The following is a 17689-nucleotide window of genomic DNA, read 5'->3' on the forward strand; positions in this document are numbered from 1 at the left end:
GGCCAGTTTCGGTACGGGGCCCTGCCGGGCGTCGGATGAACTTGGGGAGAGATGATCTATGGCGAATAACACCTTCAACCCGACGGCGCTGGCCAACGGAACGTCGAACCTGCTGGTGCGCGCCTCAGCGCTCAAGATGTCGACCGACCTCGTCCAAGCCGGCGTGGTGTTCAACGATGCGGTGCGCGCCTCGCTCGGCCTGTTCACGCAGGCAGGCAGCGGCAACTCGAACCCGTTCCTCGGCAGCTACACGACCGATCTCCACGCCGTACAGAACGACATCGCCGCGATGCTCGCAAATCCCGGCCAGGTGACCCTGGGCGGCCAGGCCTTCACGCTGAATGCGACCGACACCGCCGTTCTCACCAACGTGCAGGCGCAGATCTCGACGCTGCTCACGGCCGCACCGCAGACCACGAATGCTGCGACGATCACAGCCGCGGATCAGACGCTGCACGCGGTCCAGCAGGAGATCCTGCAGGAGATCAACGGCGACGCGCATCTGTCCGGCGCGCTCAACAAGGTCAACTTCCTCGCCAACACCGGCGGCCAGGACGTCGGCTTCCAGAACACGCCGGCCGGTGCCGATGATGCGGCGACCTTGGCCGCAGCGACCGCAGGCAACACGCTGAAGGATGTCGGCCTCGTCTTCAACAAGGTCGTCGACCTCGCCTCCGGCGGCATCAGCACCGCGAACCTGCAGGAGGTAACGAACGACCTCACCGCAATCTCGCAGGGCCTGACCAACATCCTCAACAACAAGACCCAGCTGGCGCAGATCGAGAAGGGCGAGACCGCGAACGCGGCCGCGCTCACGACCATCCATCTGCAAACGGTGCTCGGGCAGATCAATCTCGAGCTCAACCAGTATGCCAAGGCAGAAACAACCGGCAATCAGGCTGCGCTGCGCGGCACGGCGGACAATCTGCTCGACAGCATCGACATCATTCAGAACGACGCCAATCTGAACAAGGCCGCGGGCGGCAACGGCATGCCGGGCCATGCCGGCGGGTTCGCGGAGGATCCGGGCGGGTTGACCGGCACGGTCACCAAGTTCCAGGACAACCAGGCGCAGACGAATTTCTGGGCCGCCTTCTTGGCGGAAGGCAACACCATCAACGCGACCCTGCAGAAGATCGCAACCGGCGGAGCGCAGGCCAGCGCCGCACTGGTCACTCAGATCCAGAACTATCAGGCATTTGGCGCCAATTTCGATGCCGCGCAAGGCAACGTCTTCCGTGGCCGCTTCGACAACGAGCTTCTGAGCGGCACGCTCGAAGCCGACACGGCGGCCGCGGTGAAGGGCCTGCAAGGCATCCTGAACGGCGATACGGGCGCTGCGCTTGCCGCGGACAAGGCGATGCTCGCCGCGGCCGGCCAGGGCTTCGCGGCCGACGCCATGGACGTTTCCGGCAACAACATCGCGATCGGCGGCGCGACCTATGTCGGCTCGGCGACCACGGTCTCGACGGCCACGTCGGTGCACGGACTCGCCCAGGGCACGATCCCGGTCACGGCAACCCCGAACATTGCCAACGGCACCGGCGGCTCATCGTCGACGCCGCCGGCTGGTGGCGCCACGCCGGTGAATTTCAGCCCGACCGCGCTTGCCAACGGCACCTCGAACCTTTTGACCCGTGCCACGGCGATCCAGCATTCGACCGACCTGGTGCAGGCTGGCGTCGTCTTCAACGACGCGGTGCGCGCCTCGCTCGGCCTCTTCAGCCTCGCCAACAGCGGCAACTCGCCGGCCTTCCTCACCAGCTACCAGGCCGACATCACGGCGGTGCAGACCGATATTGCGGCGATGCTGGCCAACCCTGGTCAGGTCACGCTCGGCGGCAAGACCTTCGCCCTGAACGCGACCGACACGGCGGTGCTGACCAATGTCGAGGGGCAACTGGGCACACTGCTGCAGGCGGCGGGACAGTTCGCCAACGCCAGCACATCGGCAGCGGCAAGCCAGACGATCCACGCGCTGCAGCAGGAAATCCTCGGCGAAATCCACAACGACGCGCATCTGGCGAACGCGTTGAACAACGTCCCCTTCCTCGCCAATACCGGCGGCCAGGACGTCGCCTTCCAGACGTCGCCCGCGGGCGCGGACGATCCGGCGAGTCTTGCCGCCGCTACCGCCGGCAACAGCCTGAAGGACGTTGGTCTGGTCTTCAACAAGGCCGTCGAGGTCGCCTCGGGCGGCATCAACACCGGTAACCTTGCCGAGGTGACCGCGGACTTCACCGCCGTCCAGCACGGACTGACGGCCATCCTCAACAACAAGACCCAGCTCGCGCAGATCGAGGCTGGCGAGACTGCCAACGCCGCGGCGCTGACGACGATCCATCTGCAGACAGCGCTCGGCCAGATCAACCTGCAGCTGGGCAAGTATGATCAGGCTGCGACCACCGGCAATCAGGCCGCTCTCCGCGGCACGGCCGACAACCTGCTCGACATCATCGACATCATCCAGGGCGACACCAACCTCAACATGGCGGCAGGTGGCAACGGCAACGCCGGCCATGCGGGCGGCTTTGCCGAGGATCCGGGCGGGCTCAAAGGGACGGTCACCAAATTTCAGGACAACCAGGCACAGACGAATTTCTGGGCCGCATTCCTGGCCGAGGCCAACACCATCAATGCCACGCTGCAGAAAATCTCGACCGGCGGTGCGCAGGCGAGCGCGGCCCTGATCACGCAGATCCAGAACTACCAGCAGTTCGGCGCCAATTTCGACGCCGCCCAGGGGGCCGTGTTCCAGGGTCGGTTCGACAACGAACTGCTCAGCGGCACGCTCGAAGCCGACACCGCCAACGCGGTCAAGGGCCTGCAAGGCATCCTCAACGGCGACACCGGCGCAGCACTTGCGGCAGACAAGGCGATGGTCGCCGCGGCCGGCCAGGGCTTTGCCGCCGACGCCATGGACGTCTCCGGCAACAACATTCCGGTCAATGGCGGCACCTATGTTGGGACGGCCACGACGGTCTCGGCGGCGACCTCAATCAAGGGGACCGCGCACGGCACCATTCCGGTCACCGCGACACCGAACCTGGCCAACGGCACCGGCGGCACTGCTGCGGCAGGAACCACCGCCGCCGGTGGCGCTGCAGCCGGTGGCACCGCGGCGAACGGAGGCACGTCGACCGGCGGAACGGCGGCTGGCGGCACGTCGACGGGTACCACGGCCAACAACGGCAGCAACGCCACGCATCACAGCGATCATCACCATCATCACGATCAAAGCCAGGGCGCGCATATGAGCCAGGCCGCGGCTGCCGGGCCCGACATGTCGCATCTCCACGCGATGCATCACATGTGGGGTTGACGAGGCAGCCGCAGCAGCCGCTGCGGCTGGGATACGGATACCCGGGAGCACAAGCAGATGAGGTCCACTCGCGCAGTGCTCCCGGGGGAAATGAGAAGGACAATGAGCCGGGCGAGACGACACGCGTTGAAGAAGGAGGCCTCGGAAGATCAACAAAGATGCACGTTCCGTTCCGCACCGCGGAGGCTCGTCACGCTGGAACTTTTCTAAGGAGAGATCGGTGACCGGTCGCAAGATCGGGGCAACTTCTTGTCTGGACCGTGCGTCGAAGCGCCGCTGAGCGACGATGTTGCGGGGATGCCACGACAGAAATCAACGAGTTAGTAAGCTTCCGACCGTCGCCGTGACCCGGCTGCGACAGGAGCCATTTGCCCGAACAACATCATATTTGAGGACTCCGCGGCGCTTCTTTTGGCCCCATTGGAGCAAATAATTCCCAGGTGCTCTGAGGCTGCGACATTTCGCCCGTTCCGCGAAGGAGCGAACGAGACGTCGCTGCCCGATCAACGCCCGCGTGCTGCCGATACGCCAAGCAGCAGACGCCGGGTTGAAACTTGGGGAGATGATCAATGGCAGCCAATACCTTCAACCCGACGGCGCTGGCGAATGGCACGTCCAATCTGCTGGTTCGCGCCTCTGCGCTCAACCCGTCGACCGACCTCGTCCAGGCCGGCGTCGTGTTCAACGACGCGGTTCGCATCTCGACCGGTCTGTTCTCGACGCCCCAGAACAGCGGCAACTCCAACCCGTTCCTCGGCAGCTACACCACAGACCTGCATGCCGTGCAGAACGACATCAACGCGATGCTGGCCAATCCCGGAGATGTCACGATCGGCGGCAAGGCATTCACGCTCAACGCGACCGACACCGCGGTGCTCACCCAGGTCTCGAACGAGATCACGACGCTGATCAACGCCGCGCCCAACACGACCAACCCGGCGACCCTCGCCGAGGCCGACCAGACCATCCACAACGTGCAGATGCAGATCCTGGCGCAGATCCAGGGTGACGCGCATCTCTCGGCCGCGCTCAACAACGTTCCCTTCCTGGCCAACACGGGTGCCATGGACGTGGCGTTCCAGAGCCTTCCCGCCGGCAACGACAGCGCCACCAATCTCGCTGCAGCGGCCGCGGGCGACCTGACCGCTATCGGAACGGTGTTCAATGCCGCCGCTGACCTTTCGCTGGGCGGCATGAGCGCCAACAACATCAACCAGATCCAGGCTGATTTTACGGCCGTGACGCAGGGCCTTCAGGCGATCCTGAATGACCCCGCGAAGCTCGCTGCGATTGAAGCCGGTGAAACCGCCGTTGCGGCCCAAACGACGACACTTCACCTGATGACGCTGCTCAGCCAAGCAAACCTTCAGCTGAACAAATACGATGTCGCCGAGACGATGGCCAATCCGACGGCGCTGCGCGGCTCCGCCGACAACATCGTCGACATGATCGACGTGTTTCAGAACGACGCGGCGCTCAACGCAGCGGCGGGCGGCACCGGCGCGCCTGGTCACATCGGCGGGTTCTCCGAAATGCCCGGCGGCCTGACCGGGACCGTCACGAAGTTCCAGGATAATCAGGCGCAGACCAATTTCTGGGCGTCGTTCCTCGCCGAGGGCAATACGCTGGGTGCGAAGTTGGTTGCGGTCGCAAATGGAACAGGTACGGCGTCACAGGCCCTGATCGACCAGATCACGAACTACCAGAACTTTGGCGCCGCGTTCGATGCGGCGCAGGGGGCGGTGTTCAAGGGACGGTTCGACGACGAGCTCGCCGCCGGAGCTCTGCAGTCTGACACCATCATGGCCACCAAGGCATTGATGGGCATCATGAACGGCGACACGGGTGCAGCCCTGGCGACCGATCAGGCGATGTTGAAGGCTGCCGCCGCGAACTACATCGGCAATGCCGGAGACATTGCGGGCAACAACATCGCGATCGGCGGATCGGCCTACGTGACCTCAGCGACGAGCTTCGTGACAGCGACTGCGGTCAATGGCATTGCCCAGGGCACCGGCATGCCGGCGGGCGCCAATCCGAACATCGCCAACGGCACGGGCGGAACGCCTACGAGCACGACCACGCCCGGCGGCGGCATGGGCGGAGGTGGCACGACCGGTGGTGGCACCACCGGAGGCGGCACTGCGGGCGGCGGCACCACGGGTGGTGGGACGACCGGTGGCGGCACGACGGGCGGTGGAACGGCCGGCGGAGGAACCACCGGCGGCAACAACACCACCACGACGCATCACTGCGGCGGCCACCACAGCCATCATAGCAGCCACCACACGGCGGCAGCCGCGGCCACGGCCGCAACGGCGGCAGCAGCCTCGAGCGGTCCGGACATGTCCCACCACCACGCGATGCACCACATGTGGGGCTGACGCCTTCAGCAACCTGACCAACATTGGCCGGCGCAGATCCCTTGGGTCTACGCCGGCTCGTTGCGTTGTGGCAGCACCGGCCATCGACGCTGCACGTGGCCGGACAAGCTCCATCCGCTGCTCGAAGGGTTCTAGCCGACCGTTTGCGATCGGCCTCACCTAAGCCTCCGTTTCGCTTCAATCCGCCTCGACAACGGCATTCGTCGAACATTCAGCAAGTTGCCATCATGAACGAGCTCGCCGTCGCCTTCCGTCCCCGCCTCGTCCCCGCAGCGTCCGACGGCAGACAGCCGTCGGCGGCCGCGCTCAATGATCAAGCCTTGCGCATCGCCGAGCAGGCCTACCGGAAGGTTCTTTCGCTTCAGCCCCGTCATTTCCGCACCCTGTGCAGCCTCGCCATGGTCCGCCTGCAGCTCGGCGACACACATGAGGCACGCGACCTGCTCGACCAGGCCGCAGAGGAAGCCGGTGACGCCGCGGATCTGCACCTGTCGCTCGGCAAGTCCTTCGCAGGCCTCGGCGACCTCGCCAAAGCGAGCGCGCATCTGCAGCGCGCCGTCGCGCTCGACGAGACCTCGACCGAGGCCAGGCTTCTGCTCGGCAGCGCGCTCACCAGCCTCGGCGATCCTGCCGGCGCGGTTCGGCATCTGGAGCTGTTGCTGGCTGCGGACGCGGGCAGCGCCGATGCGCACCAGGCGCTCGGCTTTGCCTTGCAGCGCCTCGACCAGTACGAGCGCGCGCTCGCGCATCACGAGGCCGCACTCGACGCGCGGCCGGATTTCGCCGCAGCCGCCGCCAGCCTTGGCGACGCCTGCCGCATGCTTGGGCGGCACTCGGAAGCCATTGTCCACTACTCGCGCGCGCTCGCGATCCAGCCCAACGCGCCGGTCGTGCTGCTCAACATCGGCGGCTGTCAGCAGGCCACCGGTCAGCTCGACGCCGCGATCCACACCTATCAGCAGGCCCTTGCCCTGAACCCCCGGCTCGCAGAGGCGCACTACAATCTCGGCAATCTGCACCTGGAGATGAAGAGCGGCCCTGCCGCCATCTTCCATTACGAGCGTGCCATCGCCGCGCGGCCGGACTTCCCGGAGGCCCATAACAACCTCGCCAATGCGCTGCGATCGCGCGGCAAGCACGACCTGGCGCTCGCGCATTACGACGAGGCGGTACGCCGGCGCCCCGACTATGCCGTCGCCCACCGCAACCGCGGCGATGCGCTGCGCGACATCCAGCGCTACGAGGACGCCGTCGCGAGCTATCGAACCGCCCTCGCCCACGATCCCCGCGATGCCACGACGATGAACCATCTCGCTGGCGTGCTGATGATCCTGGGGCGGCTCGACGAGGCGGCGCTCGCGTATGAATCGGCCCTGGCTGTCAACCCGCGCAGTATCGGCACGCACCTCAATTACGGCGTGGTCAAGCCGTTCGCGGTCGACGACGCGCGCTGGGCACCTCTGCAGGATCTGGCCGCGAGATCGGAGACACTCACCGAGGATGCGCGCATCGCCCTGCACTTCACCCTCGGGCGGGCTTATGCCGACATCAAGGACGGCGAACGGTCGCTGGTGCACCTCAACGCCGGCAATGCTCTCGAGCGCCGCCGCATCAACTATGACGAGAACCAGACGCTGCGCCAGATCGAGCGCATCCGCGCGGTGTTCTCCAGGGACATGCTACAGGCGCGCGCAGGCCATGGCGATCCATCGCACGCGCCGGTGTTCGTCATCGGCATGCCCCGGTCCGGCACCAGCCTGGTCGAGCAGCTCCTCGCCAGCCATTCCGCCGTGCATGGCGCCGGCGAGGTCAACTATTTCGCGGCCGCCGCGGGGCTGTTCACCGATCGTGACCGCGGTGACTATCCGGAGATGCTCGCCAAGCTGTCCGACGCCGACATCACGACCCTCGCGCACGCCTATCTCGACCGGTTCACGGACCTGCCGGCGGACACCAAGCGCATCGTCGACAAGATGCCGTCGAACTTCCTGTTCGCCGGGCTGATCCATCTCGCGCTGCCGAATGCCCGGATCATTCACGTCCGGCGCAATCCGATCGACACCTGCCTGTCCTGCTACACCCAACTGTTCGCCGAGCCGCAGCCCTTCGCCTACGATCTGGCCGAGCTCGGCCGCTACTACCGGGCCTACGACGCCTTGATGAGCCATTGGCGCTCGGTGCTGCCAGAGGGCGTCATGCTGGAGGTGACGTATGAGGACATGGTGCGCGACTTCGATGCGCATGCCCGCAAGATCGTTGCGCATTGCGGGCTCGATTGGGATGACGCCTGCCTGTCGTTCCACGAGAACGAGCGTCCGGTGAACACCGCCAGCCTGGTCCAGGTCCGTAAGCCGCTGTTCTCCGGATCGGTCGGCCGCTGGCGCATGTATGGCGACCGGCTCAAGCCGCTGCTCGATGCGCTCGGCAGCGAGGCCGTGCGGCCGACGATTGCCGAGGCGATCGCGGGCGCCAAGCCGCCCCAGCCGGTGAACGTCGCTCCGCCCGTGGTGACGCCGACGACAGCATCGCTTTCCTTCGCTTCGCAGCAGGCCGGATCGCTGCAGACTCTGGCCGAAGGCGCCGCCGCCGTGGCAAAGAAGCTGCAAGGCCGCGGTGACTTCAAGGATGCCGAGACGATCTTCAAGCTGATCCTCGCGGGGCAGCCGAACCAGTTCGACGCGCTGGTCGGGCTCGGCATGGTCTGCACCACCACCAACCGGCTCGACGAGGCCAAGGAGTTCTTCCGGCGCGCGGTCGCGGTGAACGACAAGTCCGCCGAGGCCCATGGCAGCATCGGAGCCGTCGAGGCCTCCGCCGGCCATTATGAGACGGCCGTCCAGCACTACGAGACGGCACTTGCGCTGGCGCCGAGCCACGCCGGCATCCTCTATGCCTTCGCCATGGTGCGCCAGAACCAGGGGCTGATCGACGAGGCGATGGCCCTGCTCCGGCGGGCGATCGACAACAAGCCGCAGCACCTCGATGCGCATTTTGCGCTCGGCAACCTGCTCTATACGGCGGGCAAGGACATCGAGGCGGCGAAGCACTATCTCAAGGTTCTCGACTTCAGTCCTGAACACGCCGAGACCCACAACAACATCGCCAACGTGCTGCTGCGCCAGGGCCATCGCGAGCGCGCCATCGAGCACTACAAGCGGGCGATCGCGAGCCGGCCCGACTATGCCGACGCCTATGGCAATCTCGGCAATGCCTTCCTTGAGCTCAACCGGCTCGAGGAATCGATCGAGCAGAACCTGCTGGCCATCAAGATCAAGCCGGAACGCTTCGGCTCCTACAACAATCTCGGCGTCGCCTACCAGGCGCTCGGCCGCTTCGACGAGGCGACGGCGGCGTTCCAGAATGCCTTGGAGCTGGCGCCGGACGACGCGCCGATCCATCTCAATCTCGCGAACATGTCGAAGTTCAAGCCGGACGACAGCCGGCTTCCTGGTCTGCGGCAGCTCCTCGAACGCGTCGACCGGCTCGATCAGGAGAAGCAGATCGCAGCCCATTTCGCGATGGGCAAGGCGTTGTCCGACCTGAAGGACTACGACCAGGCATTCTCGCATCTGCACAAGGCGAACACCCTCAAGCGCAAGACCTTCGACTACGACTCCGAGCAGCGGCTCGGGATGATGAAAAATGTCGCGGCGCGCTTCACGCCCGAGTTCTTTCGCATGGTTGCAGGGCACGGCGACGACTCCTGGGCCCCGATCTTCATCGTCGGCATGCCGCGCTCAGGAACCACCCTGATGGAGCAGGTGCTGGCCAGCCATTCCAAGGTCTTCGGCGCGGGCGAGCTCGAGACCTTCAAGGATCTCGTCGGCGAATGCGCCAACCGCCAGAAGATCGTTCCGGCGTATCCCGATCTGATCACGCTGCTGCCACCCGAGGAGATGACGAAGATCGGTCAGGAGTACACCGCCCGCGTTCGGACGCTGGCGCCCGAGGCCGAGCGCATCGTCGACAAGATGCCGCTGAACTTCCTGTTCGTCGGGATGATCCATGCGGCGTTCCCGCGCGCCAGGATCATCAACACGCGGCGCGACCCGCTCGACAATTGCGTTTCCTGCTACTCGCTGCTGTTCACCGGCTCACAGCCCTTTGCTTACGACCTGACCGAGCTCGGCCACTACTACCGGGGCTATGAGGGCGTGATGGAACACTGGCACCAGGTGCTGCCGCCCGGCGTCCTGATGGACGTTCGATACGAGGATCTGGTCGACGACCTCGAGGGCGTGTCGCGCCGCGTGCTCGATCATTGCGGCCTCGACTGGGAGGATGCCTGCCTCGACTTCCATCGCACCGAGCGCATGGTGCGCACGGCGAGCCTGATGCAGGTGCGCGAGCCGATCTACCGCCGGTCGATCGGAAGCTGGCGCCGCTACGAGAAACATCTCGGACCGCTTTGCGAAGCCCTCGGCATCGACCTTCCGCCGCCGGAATCCACATGACCGCCGGCAAATAACCGGGTGCTGTTGCCCAGGGATTGGTGACAGGCGCGGCACCCGGCTATCCGGCCGCGCGGCGGAGCGGCCGGAGCATTGTGCTCCGTGGCCTTTAAGAAATTATCTTCGTCATATGCAGAAGCGTCAGTTTTAATACGCAGACCGACAACTAATTACACAATCAAAGGTTTATCTATCCACTCAGCCATTGGCTGAGGCGAATTGCGTTCGCAGACCGGCCAGATCGAACCCATGAGCCACCAGGATAGCACCTTCGGTCGTCCTTATCAGTTCAATTGATAGTTCGCTCCTAAGGGGTTTGAGGCCTGTCGACGGGCATGCCGCGATGCGGCACCGGTCCGGACACAACCTTTCGGCGAGTTTCGGGTATCGGTCCTGCCTCGCGGTCCATCTGATGCTGACGCCGGTCCCAACGAGGGTGTGTCATCCGCCACGGTCATCTCGGCCTGCACCTTGATGGCGCCCCACGGCATTCGGCGAGGTTGAAGCGCCCGCCCAACTCTGGCTCGCAGCAGCTTTCTCCTTTCCCGTTTGAATCCCCCCAGCGCCTCCACCGGCCGGACGAAGCCAGACTGTGACGACGGCCCAGCAGGCGCTTGACCTGGAGGCCAAGGCTTGGTTTGACCCGTTTCATCCGGTCAGAGCCCGACCGGATCCAGCCCCCAACCGTGGAAGATCCCTGACCATGCGCATCACTCTCGTCGGCTCCCGCCATTTCGGTGTCGCCACACTGAACATGCTGCGCGAGAGAGGAATCGAGATCGCGCGGGTCGTCGTTCATGATGGCGAGGACCGGCTCGCAGCCGCGGCGCGAGCAGCCGGGATCGAGGTCGTGGTCCAGGCCAATCCGAAGGTCGTGCCCGCCGGTGAGATCGCCCCCGACACGGACCTGATCGTCACGGCACATAGCCACGCCCGCGTCACCCACGAGGCCGTCGCAGCCGCCCGGCTCGGCGGCATCGGCTACCATCCCTCGCTGCTGCCGCGCCACCGGGGCATCGCCGCAGTGGAGTGGACCATCAAGGAGGGCGATCCGATCGCGGGCGGCACCATCTACCACCTCGCCGACCGCATGGATGCCGGCGCCATCGCCGCCCAGGAATGGTGCTTCGTCAAGAAGGGCGAGACCGCGCGCGAGCTGTGGGAGCGCGCTCTCGCACCGCTCGGGCTCAAGTTGCTCGGCGATGTCGTCGAATCGGCCAAGGCGACCGGCACGATTCCGGCCAAGCCGCAGGACGAGCAGTTCGCGACCAACGCGCCCAGCCTCACCCCGCACTGAACATCTGATCGCATCGCCCCGATAAGTTGTGGACATCCTCCCCGCTGGCGCCTTCGCGGTGCCCTGCGAACGGCAGCATGGGCGGTCAGCGGAAGGATGTGGGCGGTCGTCCGCTCATGTGGTGGGCGAAGGCGCAGTTTGCGCACAATGCCGCCCGAATGGCTCAAAGCCGGGTTCCGCATTAATCGTTAATGGACTGAAATTGCTCGATAAAAATTCGTTGCGGCGCTGCGGCAAATTTTCGTCACAATTCCTCCAAATAAGGTACCAATCAAACGACATTGAGGGACAACGATTCATGCGTCTCGACCGCATTGGAATGGCTTTCGCCGCGTCGATCCTGGTGGGTAGCTCGGCCGCCCCCGCATTCGCCCAGTCGCCCTATGACGGTCAGTGGCAGGTGACGATCGTCACCAACAGTGGCAGCTGCGAGCCCACGGCCAGCTCGACCTTGATCGTCGCAGACGGTAAGATTTCTGCGGCTGGCGCCAATGTGTCGGGTTCGATTGGACGCGAAGGCCTCGTCAAGGTCTCCATCAATGGCGCATATGCGAATGGGCAGCTCAACGGCAATTCTGGCTCGGGCAAGTGGAACGGCGCCTCGGCCGGCATCCCCTGTAGCGGCCGCTGGCAGGCTTCGCGCCTGTAACGGCGCGCACACGCTCCTGAAGATGGTGCGGCGGGCCGCGGCCGCCGCCGTCGTTTTGACAGCGGGTATGACCGCCTCGCCGGGACACGCCGATCCGGGCCCCTTCACCGGCATGGCCGGAACGTGGGGCGGCAGCGGCACGGTTGCCCTTGAGGACGGCTCAACCGAGCGTATCCGGTGCCGGGCCAATTACGGCGTCTCGGGACCGCGGATGACGCTCGTCCTGACCTGCGCAAGCGATGCCTACAAGTTCGGGCTGCAGGCCGAGGTGATCGCCGAGGGCTCGGCCATCTCGGGGACCTGGAGTGAGACCAGCCGCGGCATCAATGGCGTGCTGCAGGGCCGTGGCGGCGGCGGCAACTTCCAGCTGCTCGCGACCACCGCCGGCTTCAACGCCAACATCGCGCTCGCCACCCGCGGCAAGAGGCAGTCCGTGTCGATCCGGGCCGACAGCCAGTTCCGCGCAGCCAACATTTCACTGTCGCGGTGATCTCGATCAACCGCCACGCTTGGCGCCGGGGATTGCACCTGCGGAGGGCGCCGGAGCAAGCTGCGCGGCGGTGCGCTTGATGGTCTTGGCGACCAGCAGCGCCTGCTCCCGCGTCATGGCGAAGTCCTGCACACCTTTATGGGTGGTCAGCGACAGCACCATGAGATGAGGCTCCCGCTCCGGCCAGCCGGTGGCAAAGGCGGTCACGAAGTCGGCTGAAGCGGCGCGTTCGGTCATGTCGTGTCTCTGGCTGCCTTGGGCTGTATCGCGGCGGTCGCTTTAGGACGAAACACAGCCACACTCCACGTTTTTCTCGATGACACGCGTCCGTCGCGAGCAAAGCCTGCAGCGGCGTTGGTGCACTGCACCGTTGATTTCATTTGCATTGCTCTGCACGCGAGGTGATACAGCCCGCCTTCGCCGCCCTCCTCCCTCTCCCCGCCACCTCATGAATCGTCCCGCTTCGAAACTGATCGCCGCACTGTGGATGACGGGCTGGCTCAGCCTGATGCTGGTGATGGCGGTGGCCGGACGCGAAGCCATGCGCGAGCTCAACGTGTTCGAGCTGATGGAGCTGCGCTGCCTGATCGGCCTGGTGATGCTGTCGCCGGTCATCGCATTTAGCGGCGGCTTTGCCAGGCTGCGCACCTCGCGCCTCAAGCAGCACGCGGCGCGCAACCTCGTCCATTACGGCGCGCAGCTTGGCTGGTTCTTCGCGCTCACCTTGATCCCGATCGGCCAGGTGGTGGCAATCGAGTTCACGATGCCGATCTGGACGGCGCTGCTGGCGGCGGCCTTCCTCGGCGAGCGCATCACCCTGTTCAAGCTGGCGGCGATCGGGCTCGGCCTCGTCGGCGTCGTCGTGATCGTCCGCCCGGATACCGGGGCGATCAATCCGGGACAGCTCATCGCGCTGGCCGCCGCGGTCGGCTTCGGTATCTCGATCGCGCTGGTCAAGCTGCTGACGCGCACCGAACCCACCGTGTCGATCATCTTCTGGATGCTGGTGGTGCAATCCATCGCCGGCCTCATCCCTTCGCTCGTATTCTGGACGCCGCCCTCGGCCGCGACCTGGGGCTGGATCCTCCTCGTCGCCTTCTGTGGGACCTTCTCGCATTTCTGCATGACGCGGGCGCTGCTCTACGCCGACGCCACCATCGTGGTGCCCATGGATTTTCTCCGCGTTCCGCTGACCGCCACCGTCGGCTGGCTGGTCTATGCGGAGCGTCTCGACGGATTGACCGTGGTCGGCGCTGCGTTGATTCTCGCCGGAAACCTGCTGAACCTGCGTCCGCCGCAGCCTCGGGCCGTGCCGATGGGCAGTTCGGCTGGGACCTGAGGCGCCGGGGAGCCCTCAAGCGGCGTGATCCGGATCACGGAACCGGCGCGCTACACGCGATCGTCGTGGATCGGGCGCAACACCCGCGAACTGGTTTGTGGCGGAAGCGTGATTTTTTGCCCGGGAACAAGACTTTTCGCGCCGATCCGCGACAAATGCTGCAGTGAACGCTTCGCTTGATCGTTGGGGGATCTCCTGATGCGCTATCTCACCGTCGCCCTGTCCCTGCTCTGCATGGTGCTGACCGCTGAAGCCGCCAAGGCCGACCGCCGCGTCGCCTTCGTCGTCGGAAACGGCGCCTATAAGAGCGTGGCTCAACTGCCGAACCCGCCGGTCGACGCCAAGGCCATGGCGGCCACCCTGCGCAACGTCGGCTTCGACGTCGTCGAGGGCACCAATCTCACGCGCGACAAGATGACCGAGAAGCTGCTCGATTTCGGTCGCAAGGCGCAGGGCGCCGACATCGCGGTGTTCTATTACGCCGGGCACGGCATCGCCATTGCGGGCACCAACTACCTGCTGCCGGTCGACGCCGACCTGAAGTCGGAAATGGACGTCAAGCTGGGCTCAGCCATCAATATCGACGTGACGCTCGACCAGACGATGGGGGACGCCAAGGTCAAGCTGGTGTTCCTCGATGCCTGCCGCGACAATCCGTTCGCCGCCAAGATCAAGTCGAACTCGCCAACCCGCAGCGTGTCGGTGCAGACCGGTCTGGCCGAGATGAAGTCCGGCGAGGGCACGCTGATCGCGTTCGCCACCGGCCCGGGCCAGACCGCCCTCGACGGCGAGGCCGGCGCCAACAGCCCGTTCACCCGCGCGCTGATCTCGCACATCGCCCAGCCCGGCGTCGAGATTCAGCAGGCCATGACCGCCGTGCGCGCCCAGGTCAATGAGGAGACCAGCAAGGGCCAATTGCCCTGGGGGCATACCAACCTGATCGGCGCGGTCTACCTCAACCCGGCGGCTGCCCCCGCTGCAACGGCCGCCACGGCCGGCACGACGCCGGCCGTCGCGACGGCCACCGTGACCGCAGGCGAAGCCGAGCTCGAATTCTGGCGCTCGGTGAAGGACTCCAACAAGCCGGAAGAGCTCAACGCCTATCTCTCGACCTACCCGAACGGGCAGTTCAAGTCGCTGGCGATGGCGCGCATCGCCGCGATCGAGAGCGGGGCCATCAACACCGCCACCCGCAACGTCGCCAAGGGCGTCGATCCCGCCACCTACACCGAGGAAGGCACTCAGGTCAGCGAGGATCAGATCGGCCTCGACAAGACCAAGCGCCGCGACGTGCAGCGGCGGCTGACCGGTCTTGGCTTCGACACCAAGATGACGGGCGTGTTCGACGACCAGACCCGCGGCGTCATGAAGCGCTGGCAGGCGGCCCGAGGCTATCCGTCGACCGGATTCCTGACCAAGCTGCAGCACAAGGCGCTGCTGGCAGAGCCGCAGCCGGCGCCGGCGACCGCCGCAGTCGGCGATGAGGCCAGGCCGCGCCGCGCCAAGCCGGCGGGCAACGTCGCGGCCGGCGGCCCGCCGCCGCAGGGTGCGCCGGTCTATCGCAATCCGCCGCCGCAGGACAACGCGGGCAACGCCGCCGGCGCCGCCTTCATCGGTGGCATGATGGGCGGTGTGCTCGGCAGCGCGCTCCGCCGGTAAACGTCTTCGTCTTTCCCGCGTAAAAAAAGCCCGGAGCACGAGCTCCGGGCTTGTTCGTTAGAATGCAGCCGGCCCTCAGAGCCCTGCCGCCTTGCGCAGCGCCGCATTGATGCGGTCCTGCCAGCCCGGCCCTTCGGACTGAAAGTGCTCGAGAACGTCCTGGTCGATCCGCAACGTCACCTGCTCGCGCGCGCCAGGAACCGCCGCCTTCTTCGGCGGCGCCTCCACCGGCTTGGTGGTCACCTTCTTGAACGCGGCCTCGGCCTCGGTACGGGCGTCAGCGAGCGTGCGGGGCCGCCGCGGCTGGTCGGCCATGGTCAGATCCCCTCGAACAGTGCGGTGGACAGATAACGTTCGGAGAACGAGGGCACGATCGCCAGGATCGTCTTGCCCGCGCTTTCCGGTCGCTTGCCGATCTCGATCGCGGCCGCAATCGCCGCGCCCGAGGAGATACCGCCGGGAATGCCCTCGTTGCGGGCCAGCGCGCGCGAGGTCTCGATGGCGGTGGTGCTGTTGATCTTGACGATCTCGTCGATCACGGACCGGTCGAGAATGTCGGGCACGAAGCCGGCGCCGATGCCCTGGATCTTGTGCGGCGAGTGCTGGCCGCCCGACAGCACCGGGCTCTCCTCCGGCTCGACCGCGACCACCTTGATGCCGGGCTTGCGCGACTTCAGCACCTGGCCCACGCCGGTGATGGTGCCGCCGGTGCCGACGCCCGCGACGAACACGTCGATATTGCCCGCCGTGTCGTTCCAGATCTCCTCGGCGGTGGTGCGGCGATGGATGTCCGGGTTTGCGAGGTTCTTGAACTGCTGCGGCATCACCGAGTTCGGCGTCGTCCGCAACAGCTCCTCGGCGGTGGCGATGGCGCCTTTCATGCCCTGCGACGCCGGCGTCAGCACGATCTCGGCGCCGAGGAACGCGAGCATCTTGCGCCGCTCCACCGACATCGACTCCGGCATCACCAGCTTCAGCTTGTAGCCGCGCGCCGCAGCAACGAAGGCCAGCGCGATGCCGGTATTGCCCGAGGTCGGCTCGATCAGCACGGTGTCGGGCTTGATCACGCCGGCCTGCTCCATCGCCAGGATCATGCCGACGCCTATCCGATCCTTCACGCTCGCGGCGGGATTGAAGTATTCCAGCTTGGCGAGGATGGTCGCCTTGACGCCATTTTGCTCCGGCAGCTTTCGCAACCGCACAATCGGCGTATTGCCGAACGCGTCGACAATTGAATCAAATACGCGCCCGCGTCCGGGACGCTGTGCTGACGACTCCATGAAATCACTCCTCTGCGCGCCCCGCGCGACGTCGACAACGATTCCGACCATCTTCAGCGAGCCTGTTGCGCTGCGCAAGCACGTTTGCGCGATCTTAGGACGATCGCGGCGCACAACAAGTCGTGGCTAAATTGCGAAAAACCAACGCATTTGTGTTGCGACAAGGTCAATAAACTCGGTGTATGCTTGATTTCAGCCGGACGAAGATTCACGGTGCAGGTCGACTGCAACCCGGGCGGACATCAGCAAGATGTCATCTTCGGAGTGATACAATCGGGGCGTTCGTGCCAAACGACAGCACCGTTGTAGAATAGACATAAGAACAGACCACCCAAACAAACTCTTTGTGTGACGGACTTGATATCCGCGAAAGTTGGACTCGTCGGAATAGACCCGTTCGAACGCGACTCGTTCGAAATCGACCCTTTTCGAAATTGACGTCGTTCAAGCAGAGATCGCCAACAAAGAGATCGTCCAGGAGGTCAATATGTCAGCACTCGCTGATCTCGTGTCGACCGCAACCGCACGCCCGAATCCTCGCGGCTGCGATCTGCCGACATGCCCGGTCTGCTCCGACTCCATGATTGCCGCGGAGGCGTCGGCATATTTGGCTGACAATGCGATCAGCTATCTCTGGACCTGCGACACCTGCGGCTATGGCTTCGTCACCAAGCACTCCGTGAAAAGCCGCTTCGTGTGCAACTGAACGGTCTGCAACTGAACGGCGCCAGGGCGAGAGAGTTCCGCGACGTGATGTCGCGGCCGTTCCGTCGCTAAGGATAACGCGACCGTCGGGCAGGTCGGCAATGCATGATCAG

At 65.2% G+C, this 17689-nt stretch carries 12 protein-coding genes; 9 read left to right on the forward strand and 3 right to left on the reverse strand.

Features of this window, described 5'->3' with window-relative positions; all coding sequences use genetic code 11:
• The first annotated feature begins 58 nt into the window (after positions 1–58).
• The 6 genes from ACQR03_RS07140 (at position 59) to ACQR03_RS07165 (ending at position 12593) form a co-directional block, all read left to right on the forward strand.
• Positions 59–3322, forward strand: coding sequence for a beta strand repeat-containing protein (locus ACQR03_RS07140; RefSeq protein WP_316170196.1), 3264 nt, complete (start codon positions 59–61; stop codon positions 3320–3322).
• Between the two features lie 569 nt (positions 3323–3891).
• Positions 3892–5706, forward strand: coding sequence for a hypothetical protein (locus ACQR03_RS07145; RefSeq protein ID WP_315827555.1), 1815 nt, complete (start codon positions 3892–3894; stop codon positions 5704–5706).
• 227 nt (positions 5707–5933) lie between these two features.
• Positions 5934–10160 carry a sulfotransferase gene (locus ACQR03_RS07150; protein WP_316192964.1) on the forward strand — a complete coding sequence of 1409 codons (4227 nt, stop codon included), beginning with the start codon at positions 5934–5936 and terminating at the stop codon, positions 10158–10160.
• 700 nt (positions 10161–10860) lie between these two features.
• Entirely contained in the window at positions 10861–11454 is a 594-nt protein-coding gene (locus ACQR03_RS07155) for a formyltransferase family protein (protein ID WP_315711792.1), read from the forward strand.
• Positions 11455–11752: 298 nt separating this feature from the next.
• Complete coding sequence (locus tag ACQR03_RS07160; protein WP_315751045.1) at positions 11753–12103, forward strand: hypothetical protein; 351 nt, start codon at positions 11753–11755, stop codon at positions 12101–12103.
• A gap of 22 nt (positions 12104–12125) precedes the next feature.
• Entirely contained in the window at positions 12126–12593 is a 468-nt protein-coding gene (locus ACQR03_RS07165; RefSeq protein ID WP_409977878.1) for a hypothetical protein, read from the forward strand.
• Positions 12594–12599: 6 nt separating this feature from the next.
• Here the strand turns inward: ACQR03_RS07165 and ACQR03_RS07170 are convergent, their stop codons facing one another.
• Complete coding sequence (locus tag ACQR03_RS07170) at positions 12600–12830, reverse strand: hypothetical protein (protein ID WP_315711788.1); 231 nt, start codon at positions 12828–12830, stop codon at positions 12600–12602.
• A 211-nt stretch (positions 12831–13041) separates the two neighbouring features.
• Here ACQR03_RS07170 and ACQR03_RS07175 point away from each other — a divergent pair, with 211 nt between their 5' ends.
• Both ACQR03_RS07175 and ACQR03_RS07180 read left to right on the forward strand, forming a co-directional pair.
• Positions 13042–13932, forward strand: coding sequence for a DMT family transporter (locus tag ACQR03_RS07175; protein WP_315751044.1), 891 nt, complete (start codon positions 13042–13044; stop codon positions 13930–13932).
• A gap of 198 nt (positions 13933–14130) precedes the next feature.
• Complete coding sequence (locus tag ACQR03_RS07180; protein ID WP_315711785.1) at positions 14131–15591, forward strand: caspase family protein; 1461 nt, start codon at positions 14131–14133, stop codon at positions 15589–15591.
• 75 nt (positions 15592–15666) lie between these two features.
• Here the strand turns inward: ACQR03_RS07180 and ACQR03_RS07185 are convergent, their stop codons facing one another.
• Together ACQR03_RS07185 and cysK are read right to left on the reverse strand one after the other, a co-directional pair.
• Entirely contained in the window at positions 15667–15906 is a 240-nt protein-coding gene (locus ACQR03_RS07185; RefSeq protein ID WP_434841148.1) for a BrnA antitoxin family protein, read from the reverse strand.
• A gap of 2 nt (positions 15907–15908) precedes the next feature.
• Positions 15909–16871: a cysteine synthase A gene (gene cysK, locus ACQR03_RS07190; protein WP_315751043.1), complete on the reverse strand. Its 963-nt coding sequence runs from the start codon at positions 16869–16871 to the stop codon at positions 15909–15911.
• Between the two features lie 487 nt (positions 16872–17358).
• On the opposite strand from cysK, the gene ACQR03_RS07195 reads away from it, so the two are divergent.
• The gene (locus ACQR03_RS07195) at positions 17359–17577 is read left to right on the forward strand and encodes a hypothetical protein (RefSeq protein ID WP_315751042.1); all 219 of its coding nucleotides are present in this window, start codon (positions 17359–17361) and stop codon (positions 17575–17577) included.
• The last annotated feature ends 112 nt before the right edge of the window (positions 17578–17689 follow it).

It is taken from the genome of Bradyrhizobium sp. HKCCYLS3070 (genome assembly GCF_051167575.1).
Classification (GTDB): Bacteria; Pseudomonadota; Alphaproteobacteria; order Rhizobiales; family Xanthobacteraceae; genus Bradyrhizobium.